This is a genomic window from Streptomyces sp. UNOC14_S4 (assembly GCF_020740835.1).
Lineage (GTDB): Bacteria > Actinomycetota > Actinomycetes > Streptomycetales > Streptomycetaceae > Streptomyces.
The window spans coordinates 1-784 of record NZ_JAINFC010001013.1 but is presented as its reverse complement, the minus strand read 5'-3'; the positions used below and the strand labels follow the sequence as shown (position 1 = coordinate 784).

Below are 784 nucleotides of genomic sequence, written 5' to 3'. Positions count from 1 at the left end.
CACGTCCGCTGTCGGCTCTCCGCCCGTCCGGGCACGCCCCGTCAGGGGCGCGGGGAACTGCGCGAGCAACCAGCGACGCGCTTGCAGACGCCGGACGGGCAGGGTGACCGAGCTCGTGGGCGGCTTTTAGGGGCGCGGGGAACTGCGCGACCAGCCACGACGGACGGGCTGCCGCGCGCGGAGCGCAAGCGCACCGACCCCCCAAAGAACCGTTACGCCGGGTGGACCGCGCCGGACGTGAAGCCGTCGTAGAGGCCCTGGACCAGTTGCTCACCCAGGCGCTCCGCCTGGGTGAGCGCCGTCTCGAAGGCGGCGAGCGCGCGGAAGTGGTCGCCGTAGCGACGCTGGTCGGGCAGGGGCAGCCGGGGGACCTGGAGTCGCCGTACGTCGAGCCGCGTCGCGGTGGACGCGTAGCTGCTGGCCTGGCGCTGGTTGGCGGTGCCGCGCAGGAAGCCCGCGAGGAAGTAGGGGTCGAGGGCGGCCGGGTCGGGGCGCAGCAGGAACAGGCCGCGGCCGAGCGCGGCGCCCGCGGTGGCCTCGTCGACGACCCGGACCGTGGTGCCGTCGCCGAGCACGGGCACGACGATGTCGTCGCGTTCGACGAGGACGGGCTCCTCGGCCGGGCCTTCGGGGAGGACACCGGTCGGGCCGGTGCCCGCCTTGACGTCGTAGTCGGTGAGGACGGGCGGCGCGGGTGTGCCGTCGGCGGGGGCCGTGCCGGGGCCGCCCGCGCGCAGCACGAGCGCGCCCGCGCGGGCGAGTTCGCCGACGGTGGTGGTGGGCC

At 76.3% G+C, this 784-nt stretch carries 1 pseudogene; it reads right to left on the bottom strand.

Annotated elements, in window-relative coordinates:
* Positions 1 to 212: 212 nt before the first annotated feature.
* A pseudogene (locus K6I34_RS37640) lies at positions 213 to 784 on the bottom strand (SAM-dependent methyltransferase); the annotation flags it as partial.